Below are 18,990 nucleotides of genomic sequence, written 5' to 3'. Positions count from 1 at the left end.
GACGACATGAGCGCCGCCCCTCGATTCTGGATTGGAACCAGTTGGAAGATGAACAAGACGCTGGCAGAAGCCAGCAGCTATGCCGAGACGCTACGCGCCGCCGATGGCGAGCGGGATCCGACGATCCAGCGTTTCGTCATTCCGCCATTTACGGCGGTGCGGCAAGTCAAGGCTCTGCTTGCCGGCACCTCCGTAAAGGTGGGTGCACAGAATATGCATTGGGCCGATGAGGGTGCCTGGACCGGCGAGATCTCTCCCCTCATGCTCAGGGATTGCAACCTCGACATCGTCGAACTCGGCCACTCCGAACGCCGCGAGCATTTCGGCGAGACCAACGAGACGGTCGGCATGAAAACTGAAGCCGCTATCCGCCACGGTCTGATCCCGCTCATCTGCATCGGCGAGACGCTGGCCGACCGGGAAAGCGGCAGGGCGACAGATATCTTGAAAGCTCAGGTTCTCGGTGCTTTTTCGAAGCTGTCCGAGGCGCAAAAGGACGCACAGATCCTACTTGCTTACGAACCTGTATGGGCAATTGGCGAAAAGGGAATTCCCGCCTCGCCAGATTATGCCGATGCACGCCATGCCGAAATCATATCGGTCGCACAGGATGCACTCGGCCGACGAATCCCCTGCCTTTACGGAGGATCGGTCAATCCGGGGAACTGTGAAGAACTCATATCGTGCCCGAATATCGACGGACTTTTCATCGGTCGTTCGGCTTGGAGCGCTGAAGGTTATCTCGGCATCCTCGCCCAATGCACCGCCAAACTCCAAGGAGACAGACGATGAAGCTTGCAATCGCAGGAGACAGCGCCGGCGAAGGCCTGGCAAAAATTCTCGCCGAACATCTGAAGGCCCGCTACGACGTGCAGGAAGTGTCGCGCACCGACGCCGGTCCCGATGCTTTCTACGCAAACCTTGCCGATCGCGTCGCCTCGGGCGTCATCGATGGCACCTATGACAAGGCGATCCTCGTCTGCGGCACCGGCATCGGCGTCAGTATTTCGGCCAACAAGGTGCCCGGCATCCGCGCGGCACTGACGCATGATACCTATTCGGCCGAACGTGCGGCGCTTTCGAACAATGCGCAAATCATCACGATGGGCTCCCGCGTCATCGGGCCGGAGCTTGCCAAGGCAATCGCCGACACCTTCCTCGCACACACATTCGACGAGCAAGGGCGTTCTGCCGGAAACGTCAACGCAATCAATGAGGTCGACGCGAAATATAACGCGCGCTGAATTGGACTTGTGCAGGCTTGCCGCGTGCTCTCACATCGGCACGCGGCGAGGAAATCGACGCGCATGATGACACCAATTCCCTGTCGGGGATGACAACGCCTGGTTTGTCGGCTATAAGGTCTGTGCGACTCATGAGGGAGATCAGTTAGATGAGAAATTTCGGCACCAATCAACGCTGAACAGCGATGCCGAATGCGGACTGCTGTTCAGTCCATCCTTGTCTAACAATATGATCTCTCGTGCCCTTGGAGGGCATTCATGTTTCGTCGCTTCTTTTCCTATTATGCGCGCTACAAGACCCTGTTTTTTCTCGATTTTGGCTGCGCGGTCATCGCCGGCCTGCTCGAACTTGGCTTTCCACTGGCGGTCAAGCTCTTTGTCGATGAGCTGCTGCCAAGCCGTAACTGGGGTCTGATTGCCGCGACGGCTGCGCTGCTGCTGGTTGTCTATGCGCTGAACACCGGCCTGATGGCCGTGGTCAACTATTGGGGCCATGCGCTCGGCATCTCGATCGAATCCGACTTGCGCCGCCAGGCCTTCGACCACATCCAGAAGCTCTCGTTCCGTTATTTCGACAACAACAGGACCGGGCATCTGATCACCCACGTCACCAAGGATCTCGAAGAGGTGGGCGAAATCGCCCATCACGGACCCGAGGACGTCTTCATCGCCATCATGACCTTCATCGGCGCCTTCCTGCTAATGTTTTCGGTGCATTGGAAGCTGGCGCTGCTGACGACCATCATCGTGCCTTTCATGACCTGGCTGGTCAGCCGCTATGGCGCCAAGATGACATTGAACTGGCGCAGCCTGTTTACCAAGGTCGGTGACTTCAACATCCGCGTGCAGGAGAGTGTCGGCGGTATCCGTGTCGTCAAGGCTTTCGCCAACGAAGACTACGAAAGCCGGCTCTTTGCCCGCAACAACGAGGACTACAAGGCCACCAAGCTCAATGCCTATGCCTATATGACGGCCAGCATCGCGCTCAGCTATTTCAGCACGCGCCTCGTGCAGCTCGTGGTGATGGTGGCCGGAACCTGGTTCGTGGTTTCCGGCGAGTTGACCTATGGCGGCTTCGTCAGCTTCCTGCTGCTGATCAATGTCTTCTTCCACCCGATCGACAAGATCACGTCGGTGCTCGAAATGTATCCGAAGGGCATTGCCGGCTTCAAACGCTTCCTGTCGCTGATCGACACGCAGCCCGACCTCGCCGACCGGCCACATGCGATTGTGGTCGATCATCTCAAGGGCGATATCGTCTATAAGGATGTCAGCTTCGGCTATTCGGATCAGGGTACGATCTTCGATGGCCTGAACCTGACGATATCGGCCGGAGAAACGGTCGCTTTCGTCGGCGCTTCGGGAACGGGCAAGACGACGATCTGCTCGCTGCTACCGCGCTTCTACGATGTGACCGGCGGTAGCATTACCGTCGACGGCATCGACATCCGCGATATGACGCAGGCTTCACTGCGCAGCCAGATCGGCATCGTGCAGCAGGACGTGTTCCTGTTCGGATCGACCATTCGCGAGAACATCGCCTATGGAAAGCTTGGTGCGACCGATCAGGACATCATGGAGTCGCTGCGGCGCGCATCGCTCGATGAATTTGTCCGCTCTCTGCCCGACGGCCTGGACACGCCGACCGGCGAACGCGGCGTGAAACTGTCGGGCGGGCAGAAGCAGCGTCTCGCCATCGCGCGCATCTTCCTCAAGAACCCGCCGATCCTTATCCTCGATGAGGCAACGTCGGCGCTCGACACGGCAACCGAATATGCCATCCAGCAGGCACTGGCAGATCTCTCGAAGGGGCGCACGACCCTGGTGGTGGCGCATCGGTTGACGACCATCCGCAATGCCGATCGCATCATTGTCATGGGGTCTGATGGCATCGTCGAGCAGGGATCGCACGCGGAACTGCTGGCCCGCGGCGGTGGTTACGCCAGGCTTCACAGCGCTCAGTTCGACACGCTTCCATGATGCGGATGAGCATTGCGGCGGCGGCCAAATAAGCGTGTGGACGGGTTCCGAAAGGAGCCCGTCTAGCCTACCATCAAGACAATCGTCTGCCTCGCGCCGGAAACGGCCTCCGCGTCGAAAGAAAAGAACAATGGATGATCTGTTCCCCGCCACCTCGATGCCCGACCGGGATTGGTGGGCGGCCCTTTGGCCGCGGCCGGCGGAGGTTCTGACTGATCTCGGCATCCGGCCTGACATGACCGTGCTCGACCTGTGCTGTGGGGATGGTTATTTTACCGCGCCGCTCGCCCGTCTTGTCGATGGCCGCGTCTATGCGCTTGATCTGGATGCAGGGATGATCGAGCAGGCAAAAGTCGAGGTCGCGCGCCTCGGAGGCACTGTCCGCCTATGGATCAATGCCGATGCGCGCGAGATCGTCTCGCTGCTGCCGGAACCGGTCGACTATGTATTGATTGCCAACACGTTTCATGGCGTGCCGGACAAGCCGGATCTGGCACGGGCAGCCTGGCAGATCCTGCGGCCGGGCGGCTTGTTCGCGATCGTCAACTGGCATCCGATCCCCAGGGAACAAACGGTCGTCCTGGATCAGCCGCGCGGCCCAAGGACGGACATGCGCATGTCGCCCGACGCCGTGCGAAAGATCGTCGAACCTGCGGGGTTTAGCACCGCCCTCATCGAGGAATTGCCACCCTATCACTACGGCATCATCCTGAAGCGCGTGTAGCGGCGAAGGTTGTTCGCAAATGCGGGCAATCAAACGATCGCCTCAAGGAGCTAATGTTTCATCATCAGCGGAAGCTTGGAATGCGACAGGAGGTGGCGCGTGACGCGGCCTAGGAGCAGCTCCAGAAGGTATCCGTGCTTGAATGCTCCGATCAGCAGACATGTCGCGGTCGCGGAACGGGCAAAATCAAGGATTGTTTCTCCGACCGACCGGCCTCCGGAACTGATCGCGACCACCTCGCCCTCGAGGCCGAGCTGATCAAGTAATTCCCTCGCCGTGCGCTGATAGCTTCCGTCGGCTTTGTCGTTGATGCATAGAACAGTGATGCGATCGGCCGCAACCAGCCAGCGCCTTGCCGCAACGACAGCGCGTTGCGCATGTTCATGCGGTTTCCAGCCGATCACCACATGGGCCAGAAGATTGCCGGTGTAAGCATCGGGAGGCGGCACCAGCACCAGCTTGTGTTCCCTGAACAGCAGATCATAAAACGCGTCGCGGGCATCCATGTTGCCATGGCAGGGAGCGACGACCAGCGCCGTCTCATGGCATTCGGCCGTCACGCAGCGGCTCAGATCGCCGCGGCAATCATCCAATAGCAGGCTTTCACGGTCGGGACTGACCCGCTTCCAGTCCGCAAAGGCACCCGCAATCCGCTCGAATCTTTGGCTCGGAGAGTCCTCATTCATGTCTCGCAGAATCTGCAGGTCGACTTCCTCAGGCGCCGCGATCATCCTTTCGGGATCGGCACCAATATGGGCTGCCGCCATAGTGCCGTGGACAGCGCGTGCGGCGTCCTCGGCAATATCCAGGCAGTTCCGGACGGTTGCGGGATCGGGCAGCAGCGCAAGAACAGCGGCATGGATGGTCGCTTCATGCACGGAGCTAATCGACTTAAGACCGGCCCATTGCGGTGGCGGTTTCGCGTCGCTTCCATGTGCTGGCGGGCTCATTATATCGGACCTCCTTTCGCGATGCTGCCGTACCGCTCCTAGTCCAATCGGTGGATTCTAGTCCCAGATCAAATGGCCCGCAACGCTTCGAGAAAGCTCAATCCTACTCGTGACGCGGATGCATGCACTGCCCGTGATCGGCCAGAACTTCGATCACCCGGCATTGGTCAATACGGCCGTGGCCGCAGCCTTCGACCATCATCTCCAGCTCAGCTTTCAGTGCCCTCAGGCTGCGTATCCGTTGTTCGACTTCGATTAGGCGGGCTTTGGCGATGGCGTCGGCGGAGGCGCAGGATTGATTTGGGTCGTCCTGAAGCGCCAGAAGCGTCCGGATCGCATCGACCTCAAAGCCCAATTCGCGGGCATGGCGAATGAAAGCCAGTCTATGAAGGTGCGATTGCTCGTAGGAACGCTGGTTGCCCTCGCTTCGCTCCGGTTCAGCTAGAAGCCCGATGCTTTCGTAGTAGCGGATTGTCGGCACTTTCACCCCGCTCTGCCGGGCCGCCTCGCCGATTGTAATTTTTTTCATGATTTTCCTCTTGCACCTCTAGCCACTAGAGGATGTAGGAGAGGTGCCACGGTTTGACAAGGAATGGATCATGGCAGAGACAGCGGAAGCACGATACCGGGTAAGTGGCATGGACTGCGCGTCATGCGCAGCCAAGATCGATACGGCTGTGAGGCGCATGCCGGGCGTGGAGGATGTCTCCGTTTCCGTTACCGCAGGAACGATGACCGTTCGTCACGACGAGACCAGCAATCTCGCCGCGATCGAAAAGAAAGTGGCCGGCCTCGGCTATTCCCTCGCCCCGCTGGCCGGCAAGGCCGAGCGCGCGCCCTCCGAGCACCAGCATGACCATCATGATCATGATCACGACCACCACGACCACGACCATAATCACGACGGCCATGATCATTCATCGCACGACCACGCCGATCATGATAATCACGACCATGCCTCAAAGGAAATCGAGGGCCTGCACGGTCACGACCATGCGCCCATGGATGGTCCCTGGTGGAAGAGCAAAAAGGGTCGGCTGACCATCGTCTCGGGCGTGGCGCTGGTTGCCGCCTATGCCATTGGCCATCTCATACCATCGATTGCATCCTATGCCTTCATCGTCGCCATGCTGGTCGGTCTCGTGCCGATCGCGCGCCGCGCCGTCATGGCGGCATTGGCGGGCACGCCCTTCTCCATCGAGATGCTGATGACGATTGCGGCCGTTGGTGCGGTCATCATCAATGCCGGCGAAGAAGCGGCAACCGTTGTCTTCCTCTTCCTCGTCGGCGAACTGCTGGAAGGTGTCGCCGCCGGTAAGGCGCGCGCCAGCATCCAGTCATTGACGACCCTGGTCCCGAAAACCGCCTTGATCGAAGACAAGGGCGAGACCCGCGAAGTCCAGGCCGAGAGCCTTAAGGTGGGTACCATCATTCTCGTGCGTCCCGGCGACCGCATCGCCGCCGACGGCACGATCATCGAAGGTGAGAGCGCCATCGACGAAGCGCCGGTCACCGGAGAAAGCACGCCCGTACGTAAAGGTGTGGATGCCAAGGTCTTCGCCGGCACCATCAACACGGATGCCGTATTGCGCGTCAAAGTCACCGCCGCCGCAACCGACAACACGATTGCCCGCGTGGTGAAGCTGGTTGAAGAGGCGCAGGAATCCAAGGCACCGACCGAACGCTTTATCGACCGCTTCTCACGTTACTACACGCCCGGCGTGGTCGCCGTCGCGGCACTGGTTGCGGTGACGCCGCCGCTGGTGGCCGGCGCAAGCTGGCTGGAGTGGATATACAAGGGCCTCGCCATCCTGCTGATCGGTTGCCCCTGCGCCCTGGTGATCTCGACCCCGGCGGCGATCGCGGCGGCTCTATCGGCGGGCGCCCGCAGTGGATTGTTGCTGAAAGGCGGCGCTGTTCTCGAAACGATGGGCAAGGTGACGATGGTCGCCTTCGATAAGACCGGCACCCTGACCGAGGGCAAGCCCAAGGTCACGGACATCCTGGGCTTCGGCCGCACCGAGATAGAGGTTCTTTCGCGTGCTGCCGCTCTCGAAAACGGTTCGAGCCATCCGCTGGCCCTCGCAATTCTGGAGCGGGCGAAATCCGATGGCGTTCCGGTTCCGCCCGCAGTCGAAGCGAAGGCCCTGCCCGGTAAGGGCGTCAGCGGCCGCGTCGGTGGCGAGACCATATCGCTCCTCTCCCCACAGGCAGCACGGGAGAACGAGCCTTTGTCGGCCGAACAGAACGCCCGGATCGAAGCGATGAACGACGAAGGCAAAAGCGTCTCCGTTCTCGTGGTCGACGGCAAGATTACCGGTTTGATCGCCATGCGTGACGAGCCCCGCGCCGATGCGCGCACCGGGATCGAGGCATTGCAGACGGCCGGCGTCGGTTCCGTCATGCTGACCGGCGATAACGCCCGTACCGCCGGTGCAATCGCAAAGGGTCTGGGCATCGAACCCCGCGCGCAGCTTTTGCCGGAAGATAAGCAGCGCATCGTGCGTGAACTGCAGGCGAAGCAGCAGATCGTTGCCAAGGTCGGCGACGGCATCAACGATGCCCCTGGCTTGGCCGCCGCCGACGTCGGCATCGCCATGGGCGGCGGCACCGACGTGGCGCTGGAGACGGCGGACGCCGCCGCCCTCCACGGCCGTGTCACCGATGTCGCCAATATGGTCGTGCTATCACGGACCACGATGAGCAACATCCGCCAGAACATCAGCATGGCACTTGGCCTGAAGGCGGTGTTCCTGGTGACCACGATTGCCGGTATCACCGGCCTCTGGCCGGCGATCCTCGCCGATACCGGCGCAACCGTGCTCGTCACCGCAAATGCGATGAGATTGTTGCGATGGAAAGGCGCGTTCGGCGGTTATTCGATGAAAGTGCGCTGATCTTAATCGTCACCCACTGCATAAGGCCCGGCACACGGATTCAGAGGAATCGATGTGCCGGGCCTTTGTTTTTACCAGTCCGGTCGCCGCCTATCACCACGGTGAGAACTGATAGTCTCATTCCTATGTGAAAAACACGCCCACACATAAAAAAGAGATTGACCTGATGGCAGATGTCAGACCAATTTAATGTCATGACGAAGGCCATGCTCACCCCTCTCCCATCGATCGACCGGACGCAGCAAGTTATCGACGCGCTGTCCGATTTCATCGAGTCTTCGAGGCTCCAGGCCGGTGACCGGCTGCCGACCGAGCGCGAATTGATGGTGGCCCTCTCGGTCGGGCGCTCGACGATCCGGGAGGTCGTCACGCATTTTCAAGCCTTGGGCGTCGTGGAAACCCGCAAGGGCAGCGGTACCTATCTGCTGAAACCTGTTTCCAAAGCGACCATCCATATGCCCTTGTCGCTCGATACGGCGCATCTGCGCGATGCGCTGCTGCAGACCCTGGAGGTTCGCCGCGGTATCGAATGCGAAGCCGGAATGGTCGCCGCCAAGAGGCGCACGAGCAAGGATATTGCGATCATCGAGGAGAAGCTCGACGAGATGGAGCGCGTCCATATCGCAAAGGGCACCTCCGGCCCGGAGGATCTGGCGTTTCACCTTGCCGTCTATGACGCCACCCATAATCCTCTGTTCAAGCAGCTCCTCGAACAGATGCGCGGCAGCTTCGAGCGGTTCTGGACCCACCCCTTCGACCGGCAGGATTTTGCCCGCCGGTCCTTTCCGTTTCACCGCACACTGTTCAACGCGATCGTCGCTCAGGACCCCGAGGCGGCGCGCGCCGAAACATTGAAAATTCTCGACGTCGTCGAGGAAGACATCAAGGAAATGTCCAAATGACTGACGGGCTAGAGCCGTTCGATCTCGCTTCTCTCATCACGGCCCATGATGACGGCAATTACGCCGATGCCGTGGTGCCGCCGATTTTTCAGACATCGCTTTTCACCTTTGCCAATTACGACGACATGATCGCTTCCTATCGCGGCGAGAAGGTGCGGCCGATCTATACGCGCGGCCTCAATCCGACCGTGCGCATGTTCGAGGAAATGCTGGCAAAACTCGAAGGTGCAGAGGATGCGCTCGGCTTTGCGAGCGGCATGGCGGCGATCTCTTCAGCCGTTTTGAGCTTCGTCGAGCCCGGCGATCGGATCGTGGCGGTCAAGCATGTCTATCCGGATGCCTTCCGCCTGTTCGGCACGGTGCTGAAACGGATGAAGGTCGAGGTGACCTATGTGGATGGCCGCGACGAGGAGGCTGTTGCCAAGGCGCTGCCCGGCGCAAGGGTACTTTATCTGGAAAGCCCGACGAGCTGGGTGATGGAAGCCCATGACGTCGGCGCGCTCGCGGCACTCGCCAAGCAGCATGGCGCCGTTTCCATGATCGATAACAGTTGGGCCAGCCCCTATTTCCAGCGGCCGTTGACGCTCGGCGTCGATCTCGTCATCCATTCCGCTTCCAAATATCTGGGCGGCCATAGCGATGTCGTTGCCGGCGTGGTTGCTGGTTCAAAGGCGATGATTGCGCGGCTGAAAGCCGAGGCATATCCTTATCTCGGCGGCAAGCTCTCGCCTTTCGACGCCTGGCTTTTGATCCGTGGCTTGCGCACTTTGCCGATCCGCATGAGAGCGCATGAGGCGGCCGCAATGACGATCGCCAAACGGCTGCAGGAGCTCGATGTCGTCGAGAAGGTCTGCCATCCGGGCCTTGCCAACCGTTTGCCCGCCGGGCTCAACGGCACCTCGGGCCTGTTTTCATTCATCTTCCGCGAAGGCGTCGATATCCGCGCCTTCGCCGATCACCTCAAGCTCTTCAAACTGGGTGTGAGCTGGGGTGGGCACGAAAGCCTGATCGTACCGGGCGAGGTCGTGCTTCAGCAGAAGGCACAGCCGAATTCCGCGCATACCTTTAGTATCAGTCCGCGGTCCGTACGTCTCCATGTCGGTCTCGAAGGAACCGAGGCGCTGTGGAGAGATATCGAGGAAGCGATCGCCGCCGCCTCATAAGACCATCAACCTGAGAGAAACACCGAAAAGGGGGAACTGAGCATGAAAACACTGATCACGGCAGCACTTTTCGCCACGATGATGGCGAGCACGGCCTTTGCCGATACCACGCTGAAACTCGTCGAAGTCATTACCAGCCCGGAACGCACCGAGACGCTGAAGTCGATCGTCGCCAAGTTCGAAGCGGCCAATCCGGGCACGAAGGTCGATATCATTTCCCTTCCCTGGAACGAAGCCTTCCAGAAGTTCGCGACCATGGTTTCGGCGGGTGACACGCCTGATGTAATGGAAATGCCCGATACCTGGCTGTCGCTCTATGGCAATAACGGCATGCTCGAAAGCCTGGAGCCTTACTTGGCGAAGTGGGAGCATACGAGTGAATTGACGCCGCGCGCCCTCGAGCTCGGCCGCGACGTGAAGAAAACCGCCTATATGCTGCCCTACGGCTTCTATCTGCGCGCCATGTTCTACAACAAGAAGATCCTGAAGGATGCCGGCATTGCCGAACCGCCGAAGACGATGGACGATTTCGTCAAGGCATCCGAAGCAATCTCCAAGCTGCCCGGCAAATACGGCTACTGCATGCGCGGCGGCCCCGGCGGCCTGAACGGCTGGATGATCTTCGCGGCCTCCATGGCCGGCGACAACAAATATTTCAAGGATGACGGCACATCGACGATGAACAGCCCCGGCTGGGCCAAGGGCATCGAATGGATGGTCGATCTCTACAAGAAGGGCTATGCGCCGAAGGACAGCGTCAACTGGGGCTTCAACGAAGTCGTCGCCGGCTTCTATTCCGGCACCTGCGCTTTCCTCGATCAGGATCCGGATGCCTTGATCGCAATCGCCGAACGCATGAACAAGGATGACTTCGGCGTCACGCCATTGCCGAAGGGTCCGGACGGCAAGTCTTTCCCGACAATCGGTTATGCCGGTTGGTCGATGTTCTCGACGAGCCAGAACAAGGATCTCTCCTGGAAGCTGATCGCAACCCTTGAAGGTAAGGAAGGCAATCTCGAATGGAACAAGAAGATCGGCGCCCTGCCGGCCTACACGTCCGCTGAGAAGGACCCCTTCTACGCCGGCGACCAGTTCAAGGGCTGGTTCGAGGAACTGGCCGACAAGAATACTGTTCCGACGGTCATGCCGACCTATCTCGAGGAATTTGCCTTCTTCAAGGATTCGCTCGCCATCAAGACGTCGCAGCAGGCACTGCTCGGCGATATCTCGGCCAAGGACCTGGCCGATCAATGGGCCGATTACCTGACCAAGGCGCAGCAGAAATTCCTCGCCAAGAAATAAGATCGACTCCCGGCGGCGGAGCAATCCGCCGCCGCTTTTCCGCACATGAAACAGACGGCGTCCGAACGCCGCGAACGGGAACATTGGCCGATGACCATGACCGCCGACACGCTCGACAGGCGTCACGACCGCAGGCCGTGGCTGAAGCGCCTTGCCGATGCCTCGGAGCCCTATCTCTATAGCGCCCCAGCGCTCATCCTCATTATCGCCGTCATGCTGGTGCCGCTGGTGATCGGCATTTCCTACGCGTTTCGCGATATTCAATTGCTCAATCCGTTTTCCGGCGGCTTTATCGGCCTGGAGCATTTCCGCGATCTCTCAAAAGACCCCGCCTTCTACGGCGCGCTGAAGAATACGCTCTGGTGGACCGGCGCCTCGGTGGTCTTGCAATTCATCTTCGGGCTGATTCTTGCTCTGTTGCTGGATAAGCCGTTTCTCGGCAGGGCAATCGTGCAGGCGCTGGTGTTTCTGCCTTGGGCGGTCCCCTCCTTCCTCGCCGGCCTCAATTGGGCATGGCTTTTCAATCCCGTGATCGGCCCTATTCCGCACTGGCTCTTCGCGCTCGGCCTGATGAAGGAGCCCGGCAACATCCTCTCCGATCCACAATATGCGATGTGGGGGCCGATCGTCGCCAATGTCTGGTGGGGCATTCCCTTCTTCGCCATTACGCTGCTGGCCGCCCTTCAGGCGATCCCACGCGATCTTTATGAAGCCGCTTCGATCGACGGTGCCGGTTGGTTCCAGCGCTTCCGCTCGATTACGCTCCCCTTCCTTGCTCCGACGATCGCGATCACCGTATTGTTGCGCACGGTCTGGATCTCGAACTTCGCCGATCTGATCGTCGTGATGACCGGAGGGGGGCCTGCCGATCGCACCCAGATCGTCGCAAGCTACATCTTCACCCAGGCTTTCAAGCGGCTGGATTTCGGCTACGCATCCGCCATAGCTCTCGTCCTGCTCCTGCTGCTGCTTGCCTATTCCATGCTGATCATCCTGCTGCGGCAGACCCTGCTGAACAAGGATTGAGCCATGAGACGATCCGTCATCCCCACCATCGCGCATCGCCTGGCAATCCTTTGCTACGTGGTTTTTGCGCTCTTCCCGCTCTTCTGGCTGCTGAAGGTCTCGGTCACACCGAATGACCTGCTCTATTCGGAAGGCGTGCGCATGTGGCCGTCGCGCACGACATGGGAGCACTACGCCTTCGTGCTGCAACATAGCGATTTTCCGACATTTTTTAAAAACAGCCTGATCGTCTCCGCATCGACAGCGATCACAGTGACTATCTGCGCATCGCTTTCCGGCTACGCGCTCTCGCGCTTCACCTTCCGCGCCAAATACTGGATCGTGGCCCTTATGCTGCTGACGCAGATGTTTCCGCTGGTCATGCTGGTTGCGCCGATCTTCAAGATCCTGACGCCGCTGCATCTGACGAACAGCCTGACCGGCCTCGTCATCGTCTACACGGCTTTCAACGTGCCCTTCGCCACCTTCCTGATGCAATCCTTCTTCGACGGTATCCCGAAGGACCTCGAAGAGGCTGCGATGATCGACGGTGCGACGCAGTTCACGGCGTTTCGGCAGATCATTCTGCCGCTGACATTGCCCGGCATCGCCGCGACGCTCGGTTTCGTCTTCACGGCCGCCTGGAGCGAGCTGCTGTTCGCCCTGATGCTCATCAACGGCAATCAGGCAGCAACCTTCCCCGTCGGGCTTCTCACCTTCGTTTCGAAATTCTCCGTGGATTTCGGGCAGATGATGGCAGCGGGCGTCATGGCGCTCATTCCGGCCGGCCTCTTCTTCCTGCTCATCCAGCGTTATCTCGTGCAGGGTCTGACGGCCGGCGCGGTCAAGGGTTAGTCACATGGCATCGATCGATATCCAGAACGTCAAAAAAGCCTATGGCCACGTGCAGGTGCTGCACGATATCGACCTCAGGATCAAGGACGGCGAATTCGTCGTTCTCGTCGGTCCCTCCGGCTGCGGCAAGTCAACGCTGCTCCGAATGATCGCCGGTCTCGAAGACATCAGCGGCGGCGAGATCCGTATTGCGAACAACCGTGTCAACGAGCTGCATCCGAAGGACCGCGACATCGCCATGGTGTTCCAATCCTATGCGCTCTATCCGCACATGAACGTCGCCGGCAATATGAGCTACAGCCTCAAGCTCCGGAAGATTGCGAAGGATAAGATCGGAAAGGCCGTCGCCGCAGCAGCGTCGAAACTTGGTCTCGATCCCCTGCTCGAACGGCGCCCGAAGGCGCTGTCGGGCGGCCAGCGCCAACGCGTCGCCATGGGCCGCGCCATCGTGCGCCAGCCCAAAGCCTTCCTCTTCGACGAGCCGCTTTCGAACCTCGATGCGCGTCTGCGCGAACAGATGCGGGCCGAAATCAAGAAACTGCATGGCGACCTGAAGGCGACCTCGATCTATGTGACGCACGATCAGATCGAGGCGATGACACTGGCAGACCGGATTGTCGCCATGCATGGCGGAGTGGTTCAGCAGGTCGGCAGCCCGCTCGAGCTTTACGATCGCCCCGCCAATCTCTTCGTTGCCGGTTTTATCGGCTCTCCAGGGATGAATTTTCTCGACGCGACCTATGAAACAGGCGGTTTGCGACTGAAGGACGGAACCATCGTCCTGCTTTTGGCAACACCAAACCTGCCGACCGGAGCCAAAGTGACACTCGGAATCCGACCGGAGCATGTGATTTTGTCAGCGGACGGCTCCGGCATCAGCGCCGATGTGGAACTTATCGAGCCCACCGGCTTCGGCATCATTCTCCACCTCTCGCTGCACGGCCTGCCCTTCAAGGTCTTCTCGCTCAATCGAGATGTGCTGAAGGCGGGACCGAAAGTGAATGTGATATTCCCGTCGCAACATCTACACGTCTTCGACGGCGACGGAAAACGCGCCGGCTAGCTAGCAGTGTCTCGAACGGTTGCAACTTGCCACATTGAGCTTGCCCGTCGAACTGCGTTTGCGGCCAACAACGCTTCCGGATCATCTACTACGGAGCGTTCGAACTCGGTTCGGCGGGAACGTTGCGACCATAGACGGTAACCCGCTCATCCTTTGCAATGGGATGATAGGCAGAAAGCAGCGCTGCAAAACGTGGTTGACCAAGCACGTAATCGGTCCAAAGTGGCTCATCCTGCTGGATGACGATCAGATCGTAGTTGTAGCTGGCGAATTCGGCATATTTGGCGTCCAGATAAGCATCCGACCGCTTCTGGTAGCGGTCAGCATCCGCCGCGTCTCCTTTCGCTGACGCCTTCCGAGCCAGAACATACGCGAGGGCGCCGAACCAGTCGCTGTTATTGGCAGACAAAAAGCGGGCCCCGACAATCCTGGCGAGCGGATGGGCATCGGCGATATCGCTGCCGATGACGCCGAGCGTCGGCTCTCCCTTCGATGCCGCTTTCACTGCAGCGACGAAAGCGTCGCTCGGCTTCTCCGTCTGCAAAAACGGCAGCCATGCAAACATGACGACAATGGCGCAAAGAATGCCACGTGCGAGCGTTTCACGGTTGTAACGCCAGCCGGAAGACGCTGCGACCCTGCAAAGCACAGCAACAAGTGCCAGCGAGATCGCAGCGAAAGCATGGTAGGCCCAACCCTTGCCTTGATAGATCAAGGGCGCGACGGCAGCGAGTGAAGCCAGAAGCGTCACGGCACAAAGTGGCGTAGCCGGCGCTTTGGGTGCAACCATCCGAAACAGAAGCAAAATCAGCAGGTAGGACGGCCCGCACCTCAATACGACCCTGACCGGATCACCTATCTTCATGTAGACATCCGCTACCTGCGGGAGGAGATCCCGCATGAATTCGGGCGTCAGCAAAAAGACGAGCGCGATATAGGCGACACCGACTATGCCGATGATGCAGTTCTCGGGCGCCAGAAGTAGCCACAGGTTTCGGCGCCGCCAGGCCACATAGAGCGCGGGCACGATGTAAGCGACGACATAATAGGCCTTCACCAGAACAAGAACGCTACCGCAGAGACCGGCGCCGACAATCAGGACGAAGCCGGGTGCGACACGACGTGTGGTGTCAGCCCGCAATGCCATGAGCGCCAGCAAGGGCAGAAACAGCACCGTGCCGACGTGATCTCTCTCGGTGAAGGTATTGCCGGGAAAAATCGTGAAGAGTGCGACGAAAAGTGGTAGCAACCGAAGCAGGGCGTGATTTTCGGCAAAGCCCGCCCGCCGGACGATTGCGGCCGATAAACCCAGACCCACGACCACTGCGAGGCAGGTGTAGAGACAGATGCCTATTTCGGGAGCGATCCCTGCCCATCTCGACGCTATGATCGCCGGTAGGAAAAGCCAGAGCGAAAACGGCGGGTTGCTGTCGATCACATCGACATAGAGCCGCTCTCCATCGAGTACCCGCTCAGCCATGGTAATGAGCCAGCTTGTGTCGACGATGGTTCCCCACCGCTGCTGCCACAGCGCCACCGCCATGAAAACCACAGCACTCTGAAGCAGCGCGACCCATAGCACTGACGACGTCGTCGACCTAAATCCGGGCGTGTCCGCCGCGCTACTCATTCGGCTGACCCCATTGTCATCCCAAATAGCGGTCGAGGTGTCGCCGTCGATGCATCATAACTCATGTAAAATATACCAATCGCCAAAAGCTATGACGCTACCATAACGCGAACTTGCTAAATTGGGCGTTAAAGCATGGCACCAAGGGATGTTGATGATCGATTGCGCCGCACGGAAATTGCGGTCGCAACACCACCATACGAGGTGCTACCAGACGAATGGCACGAGCCGATATCGCACGCGGGCCGCATAGGCTTGATAGCCGCTCAGCTCCGCGCTTAAAGCGCGCTCCTCATGCACCGCCCGCCAGGCGACACCCAGGATGAACACTGCGGAGAATGCGAGGCCGAGCCAGGAACCGAGCAATAGCGGCATGCCAATAAGGAAAAACAACGCGCTCGCGTACATCGGATGGCGAACAATGGCATAGGGGCCGGTATCGATCACTTTTTGATCCTTTTGGATCTTTACCACGGGCGCGGCGAAGACGTTTTCGCGAAACGTCCACCAGGTACCAAGCATGTTGACCGCCATACCAAGGCCGCCAAGCGCTTGAAGCCACGGCGGCATCGCTCGGAAGCCCGTCCGGGCCGCATCCCAACCCATGAAATATAACCAACCCAAGAAGGCCAAAACGAAAAACGTCAACCAGACGCGATCCCACGGCTTCTGATCACGTTGCAGCGGAGATGCCATACGTTCACGCAACAGGCGCGGGCTATGCTTCGACAACCACAGGATCATCGCCAAGCCGCCGAGCACGAAGAAGGCAATTACAACCCAAGCGCCCGGAAAAGCCAGCGTACCCGCCGGCCACAGCATCAGGGCCGCAATAAAGACCGACCAGGCCAGGAGTTGGAGCAAGTAGATCACCATGGCACACTCCAAAAACTGTCAACGGGAAAAGCCGGAGGCACGCCTGGAAGCAAATACGCTTCTCGCGACGGTGCTGTTTCGATCAATCAATAAAATCCATTTCACGTTGATATTGTTCCTCGTGAAATGCCCTCGGACCCGTCTTGCCGCAGCACACGATCCGGGATGCCGTCGCGAAAGCCCAATTCCCGGATATGCGCTTGTCAGTCCCGGTCTCGAATGTCATTGGTCGAACAGTCAGCTCATTCACACACAGTTCTGCAAATGAAACTCGATGCAATCGATTTGCGTATATTGGATGCCATTCAACGTGATGGCCGCATCACCAAACTCGCGCTTGCCGAAAAGGTAGGGCTTTCGCCCACTCCATGCTGGCTTCGGCTGCGCAAGCTCGAGAAGGCCGGGATTATTTCCGGCTATCATGCCCATCTTGCGCCACGCCGGCTTGCGGCAGTTGCCAGCGTCATGGTCGAACTCACGCTCGCCAACCATCGCCAGAGCGACTTCGAGCGCTTTGAGCGGGCAATCTCCGCCATTCCCGAAATCGTCGCCTGCTGGTCGGTCGGAGGCGGCGTCGACTACATTCTGAAGATTATGACGCCCGATATCGACGCCTATCAGCGGCTGATCGACGGCCTTCTGGATCGCGACCTCGGCATCGAGCGTTATTTTACCTATATCGTCACCAAGACCGTCAAGGAGGAGACCGTGCTTCCGATCGCCAATCTCCTTTCCGCAGAGCCTCAGGGCGACGAATAGAGACACTCTCTACGGCCGCCTTACTCTTTAGGCGCTCTCTCTCTTTCAGCAGCGACCAATGGACAATGTCTCGCGGCGTTCCGTGAGAGCATTGGACACCTGAAGAGAGAGGTTTGCCGATGACTGCAGTGCGCGCCCGCCCCGTCTATCACGAAGCCCTGTCACGACTGAACGACCGGCATTTACTGCGGGATCTCTCCTATGTGAGCGGCCGCTGGGTCGCCGGCAAGACCGGCGCGAGCTTCAACGTCATCGACCCCGCCTCCGCCACCACGCTCGCCTGGGTTTCCAGCCTGGGCAGGGATGAGACGTTCGAGGCGATCGACGCGGCAGCGGATGCCTTTTCAGCCTGGCGCTCGCTCCTGCCGCAGCAGCGCACGACGATCCTGCGCAAATGGTATGAGTTGATGCTCGCCGCGAAGGAGGATCTGGCGCTCATCATGACGCTGGAACAGGGCAAGCCGCTCGCCGAATCCCGCGGGGAGATCGATTATGCCGCCGGCTTCATCGAATGGTATGCGGAGGAAGCCAAGCGGATCAATTCCGAAAGCGTCACCAGCCATCTGCCGGACACCGAAATGATCGTGCGCCGGGAAGCATTGGGTGTCGTGGGGATCGTCACGCCCTGGAACTTTCCCTCTGCCATGCTCACGCGCAAGGCTGCCGCAGCCCTTGCCGCCGGATGCACCGTCGTCGCCCATCCATCGTCGGAAACGCCGCTGTCGGCGCTGGCCCTTGCCGAACTCGGTGAGCGTGCCGGCATCCCCGCCGGCGTCTTCAACGTCGTCACCGGCGACGCCGCCACGATCGTCGGCGCTCTCTGCGAGGATGCCAGAGTGCGGGCCTTGAGCTTCACCGGCTCGACAGGCATCGGCAAACTGATTGCTGGCCAATGCACTCCTACCATGAAGCGGCTGGTGATGGAGCTCGGCGGGCATGCGCCGCTGATCATCTTTGACGATGCCGACCTGGAGCGCGCCGTCGACATCGCGATCAATGCCAAATTTGCGACGTCCGGCCAGGACTGTCTCGCCGCCAATCGCATCTTCGTGCAGCGTTCGATCATGGAACCCTTCGTCGCTGCCTTTGCCAAGCGGATAGCGGCTCTCAAGGTAGGCGATGGATTGATGGACGCAGTCGACATCGGACCGCTGATGCACGAGCGGGCTCTGGCGAAAGTCGAGGAACATGTGGCCGATGCGTTGAAGCACGGCGCAAGGCTGGCCACCGGCGGGAAACGCCACGCGGCAGGGCCGCTCTTCTTCGAACCGACACTGCTTATCGAGCCATCCCCCGATGCGCTGATCATGCACGAGGAGACATTCGGGCCGGTCGCCGCAGTGACGTCGTTCGACACCGAGGCGGAGGTCATCGCCCGCGCCAACGATATCGAATATGGCCTCGTCGCCTATGTCGTGACGCAAAACGGTGCGCGTCAGATGCGCCTCGGCCGAGCCCTGGATTACGGGATGGTGGCGATCAATCGCGTCAAGATTACAGGCGGACCGGTTCCCTTCGGCGGCTGGAAGCAATCCGGTCTTGGCCGCGAAGGTTCGCGCCACGGCATCGAGGCTTTCACCGAGCTCAAATATCTCTGCATCGACACGGCTGCCTGACGCGCCACCCACTTTCAGCAAAGG

At 59.6% G+C, this 18,990-nt stretch carries 17 protein-coding genes; 13 read left to right on the top strand and 4 right to left on the bottom strand.

All coding sequences use genetic code 11. The features are described from left to right. The first annotated feature begins 6 nt into the window (after nt 1-6). From GGD50_RS13895 to GGD50_RS13880, 4 genes are all read left to right on the top strand, one after another. The gene (locus GGD50_RS13895) at nt 7-792 is read left to right on the top strand and encodes a triose-phosphate isomerase (RefSeq protein WP_183937829.1); all 786 of its coding nucleotides are present in this window, start codon (nt 7-9) and stop codon (nt 790-792) included. Then, on the top strand, nt 789-1,244 hold the full coding sequence (derI, locus tag GGD50_RS13890; RefSeq protein WP_183937827.1) for a D-erythrulose-4-phosphate isomerase: 456 nt from the start codon (nt 789-791) through the stop codon (nt 1,242-1,244). Before GGD50_RS13895 ends, derI begins: the two co-directional genes overlap by 4 nt. A gap of 258 nt (nt 1,245-1,502) precedes the next feature. Continuing rightward, a complete protein-coding gene (locus GGD50_RS13885) occupies nt 1,503-3,224 on the top strand; it encodes an ABC transporter ATP-binding protein (protein ID WP_183937825.1) in 1,722 nt (573 codons plus the stop codon). A gap of 130 nt (nt 3,225-3,354) precedes the next feature. Next, nucleotides 3,355-3,948 (top strand): class I SAM-dependent methyltransferase, encoded by a 594-nt coding sequence (locus tag GGD50_RS13880; protein WP_183937823.1) that lies wholly within the window; start codon nt 3,355-3,357, stop codon nt 3,946-3,948. Nucleotides 3,949-3,998: 50 nt separating this feature from the next. Here the strand turns inward: GGD50_RS13880 and GGD50_RS13875 are convergent, their stop codons facing one another. Both GGD50_RS13875 and GGD50_RS13870 read right to left on the bottom strand, forming a co-directional pair. Further along, entirely contained in the window at nt 3,999-4,898 is a 900-nt protein-coding gene (locus tag GGD50_RS13875) for a universal stress protein (RefSeq protein WP_183937821.1), read from the bottom strand. Nucleotides 4,899-5,001: 103 nt separating this feature from the next. Next, nucleotides 5,002-5,427, bottom strand: a complete 426-nt coding sequence (locus GGD50_RS13870; protein WP_183937819.1) for a MerR family transcriptional regulator — start codon at nt 5,425-5,427, stop codon at nt 5,002-5,004. Nucleotides 5,428-5,497: 70 nt separating this feature from the next. Between GGD50_RS13870 and GGD50_RS13865 the strand changes: the two genes are divergently transcribed. The 7 genes from GGD50_RS13865 to GGD50_RS13835 all read left to right on the top strand — a co-directional run bounded on the left by GGD50_RS13865 (nt 5,498) and on the right by GGD50_RS13835 (nt 14,085). Beyond that, a complete protein-coding gene (locus tag GGD50_RS13865; RefSeq protein ID WP_183937817.1) occupies nt 5,498-7,795 on the top strand; it encodes a heavy metal translocating P-type ATPase in 2,298 nt (765 codons plus the stop codon). Between the two features lie 206 nt (nt 7,796-8,001). Further along, a complete protein-coding gene (locus GGD50_RS13860) occupies nt 8,002-8,697 on the top strand; it encodes a FadR/GntR family transcriptional regulator (protein WP_343069926.1) in 696 nt (231 codons plus the stop codon). Next, complete coding sequence (locus GGD50_RS13855) at nt 8,694-9,860, top strand: PLP-dependent transferase (protein WP_183937815.1); 1,167 nt, start codon at nt 8,694-8,696, stop codon at nt 9,858-9,860. The genes GGD50_RS13860 and GGD50_RS13855 overlap by 4 nt, the downstream gene beginning before the upstream one ends. Nucleotides 9,861-9,902: 42 nt before the next feature. Then, entirely contained in the window at nt 9,903-11,162 is a 1,260-nt protein-coding gene (locus tag GGD50_RS13850; protein WP_183937813.1) for an ABC transporter substrate-binding protein, read from the top strand. 90 nt (nt 11,163-11,252) lie between these two features. After that, on the top strand, nt 11,253-12,188 hold the full coding sequence (locus GGD50_RS13845; RefSeq protein ID WP_183937811.1) for a carbohydrate ABC transporter permease: 936 nt from the start codon (nt 11,253-11,255) through the stop codon (nt 12,186-12,188). A 3-nt stretch (nt 12,189-12,191) separates the two neighbouring features. Then, nucleotides 12,192-13,022, top strand: coding sequence for a carbohydrate ABC transporter permease (locus GGD50_RS13840; RefSeq protein WP_183937809.1), 831 nt, complete (start codon nt 12,192-12,194; stop codon nt 13,020-13,022). A 4-nt stretch (nt 13,023-13,026) separates the two neighbouring features. Beyond that, nucleotides 13,027-14,085: an ABC transporter ATP-binding protein gene (locus GGD50_RS13835; protein WP_183937807.1), complete on the top strand. Its 1,059-nt coding sequence runs from the start codon at nt 13,027-13,029 to the stop codon at nt 14,083-14,085. 88 nt (nt 14,086-14,173) lie between these two features. On the opposite strand, the gene GGD50_RS13830 is transcribed toward GGD50_RS13835, so the two are convergent. Together GGD50_RS13830 and GGD50_RS13825 are read right to left on the bottom strand one after the other, a co-directional pair. Beyond that, the gene (locus GGD50_RS13830; protein ID WP_183937805.1) at nt 14,174-15,715 is read right to left on the bottom strand and encodes a hypothetical protein; all 1,542 of its coding nucleotides are present in this window, start codon (nt 15,713-15,715) and stop codon (nt 14,174-14,176) included. Between the two features lie 207 nt (nt 15,716-15,922). After that, nucleotides 15,923-16,591, bottom strand: coding sequence for a methyltransferase family protein (locus GGD50_RS13825; RefSeq protein ID WP_183937803.1), 669 nt, complete (start codon nt 16,589-16,591; stop codon nt 15,923-15,925). A 264-nt stretch (nt 16,592-16,855) separates the two neighbouring features. Here GGD50_RS13825 and GGD50_RS13820 point away from each other — a divergent pair, with 264 nt between their 5' ends. Both GGD50_RS13820 and GGD50_RS13815 read left to right on the top strand, forming a co-directional pair. Next, nucleotides 16,856-17,350: an Lrp/AsnC family transcriptional regulator gene (locus tag GGD50_RS13820; RefSeq protein ID WP_183937801.1), complete on the top strand. Its 495-nt coding sequence runs from the start codon at nt 16,856-16,858 to the stop codon at nt 17,348-17,350. A 119-nt stretch (nt 17,351-17,469) separates the two neighbouring features. Beyond that, entirely contained in the window at nt 17,470-18,966 is a 1,497-nt protein-coding gene (locus GGD50_RS13815; RefSeq protein ID WP_183937799.1) for an NAD-dependent succinate-semialdehyde dehydrogenase, read from the top strand. Nucleotides 18,967-18,990: the final 24 nt, after the last annotated feature.

Origin of the sequence: Martinezella paranaensis (assembly GCF_014200235.1) — a bacterium.
GTDB classification, from domain to species: Bacteria; Pseudomonadota; Alphaproteobacteria; order Rhizobiales; family Rhizobiaceae; genus Rhizobium; species Rhizobium paranaense.
Note: the sequence above shows the minus strand (reverse complement) of the source record. Positions and strands in the feature narration are given on the sequence as shown.

What these genes read in the sequence shown, in the direction of transcription:
- GGD50_RS13835 (WP_183937807.1), top strand. Translation starts at nt 13,027, where the DNA reads ATGGCATCGATCGATATCCAGAACGTCAAAAAAGCCTATGGCCACGTG.
- GGD50_RS13850 (WP_183937813.1), top strand. Translation starts at nt 9,903, where the DNA reads ATGAAAACACTGATCACGGCAGCACTTTTCGCCACGATGATGGCGAGC.
- GGD50_RS13840 (WP_183937809.1), top strand. Translation starts at nt 12,192, where the DNA reads ATGAGACGATCCGTCATCCCCACCATCGCGCATCGCCTGGCAATCCTT.
- GGD50_RS13820 (WP_183937801.1), top strand. Translation starts at nt 16,856, where the DNA reads ATGAAACTCGATGCAATCGATTTGCGTATATTGGATGCCATTCAACGT.
- GGD50_RS13870 (WP_183937819.1), bottom strand. Translation starts at nt 5,427, where the DNA reads ATGAAAAAAATTACAATCGGCGAGGCGGCCCGGCAGAGCGGGGTGAAA.
- GGD50_RS13815 (WP_183937799.1), top strand. Translation starts at nt 17,470, where the DNA reads ATGACTGCAGTGCGCGCCCGCCCCGTCTATCACGAAGCCCTGTCACGA.
- GGD50_RS13845 (WP_183937811.1), top strand. Translation starts at nt 11,253, where the DNA reads ATGACCATGACCGCCGACACGCTCGACAGGCGTCACGACCGCAGGCCG.
- GGD50_RS13860 (WP_343069926.1), top strand. Translation starts at nt 8,002, where the DNA reads ATGCTCACCCCTCTCCCATCGATCGACCGGACGCAGCAAGTTATCGAC.
- GGD50_RS13895 (WP_183937829.1), top strand. Translation starts at nt 7, where the DNA reads ATGAGCGCCGCCCCTCGATTCTGGATTGGAACCAGTTGGAAGATGAAC.
- GGD50_RS13855 (WP_183937815.1), top strand. Translation starts at nt 8,694, where the DNA reads ATGACTGACGGGCTAGAGCCGTTCGATCTCGCTTCTCTCATCACGGCC.
- derI (WP_183937827.1), top strand. Translation starts at nt 789, where the DNA reads ATGAAGCTTGCAATCGCAGGAGACAGCGCCGGCGAAGGCCTGGCAAAA.
- GGD50_RS13880 (WP_183937823.1), top strand. Translation starts at nt 3,355, where the DNA reads ATGGATGATCTGTTCCCCGCCACCTCGATGCCCGACCGGGATTGGTGG.
- GGD50_RS13830 (WP_183937805.1), bottom strand. Translation starts at nt 15,715, where the DNA reads ATGAGTAGCGCGGCGGACACGCCCGGATTTAGGTCGACGACGTCGTCA.
- GGD50_RS13875 (WP_183937821.1), bottom strand. Translation starts at nt 4,898, where the DNA reads ATGAGCCCGCCAGCACATGGAAGCGACGCGAAACCGCCACCGCAATGG.
- GGD50_RS13825 (WP_183937803.1), bottom strand. Translation starts at nt 16,591, where the DNA reads ATGGTGATCTACTTGCTCCAACTCCTGGCCTGGTCGGTCTTTATTGCG.
- GGD50_RS13885 (WP_183937825.1), top strand. Translation starts at nt 1,503, where the DNA reads ATGTTTCGTCGCTTCTTTTCCTATTATGCGCGCTACAAGACCCTGTTT.
- GGD50_RS13865 (WP_183937817.1), top strand. Translation starts at nt 5,498, where the DNA reads ATGGCAGAGACAGCGGAAGCACGATACCGGGTAAGTGGCATGGACTGC.